Genomic DNA, 280 nt, shown 5'->3' with positions numbered 1-280 from the left:
CCAGATGGAGTTTCAACTGCTTGATCGCATGAGTTTCAAGCGCTTCTGTCGTCTGACCAACTCCCGCACCATACCCGACGCCACCACGATCTGGGTGTTCGAGAACCGTATCGGTGAGGCCGGCGCCAGAGAGATCTTTGACGGTGTCGAGTCCCAACTCTTTGCCAAGGGGTTCATTCCTCGCGGCGGTCAAATGATCGACGCCACCCTGGTGCAGGCACCCACCCAGCGCAATACGCGCGAAGAGAACAAGCTCATTAAGCAAGGCGCCATGCCCGCA

At 58.2% G+C, this 280-nt stretch carries 1 protein-coding gene; it reads left to right on the top strand.

What is annotated here, in order from left to right:
* The coding region (locus ACOI06_RS14665) for a transposase (protein WP_420663327.1) at positions 1 to 280 on the top strand (280 nt) is incomplete at both ends.

Source organism: Orrella sp. 11846 (genome assembly GCF_048820935.1).
GTDB lineage: Bacteria > Pseudomonadota > Gammaproteobacteria > Burkholderiales > Burkholderiaceae_B > Algicoccus.
Note: the sequence above shows the minus strand (reverse complement) of the source record. Positions and strands in the feature narration are given on the sequence as shown.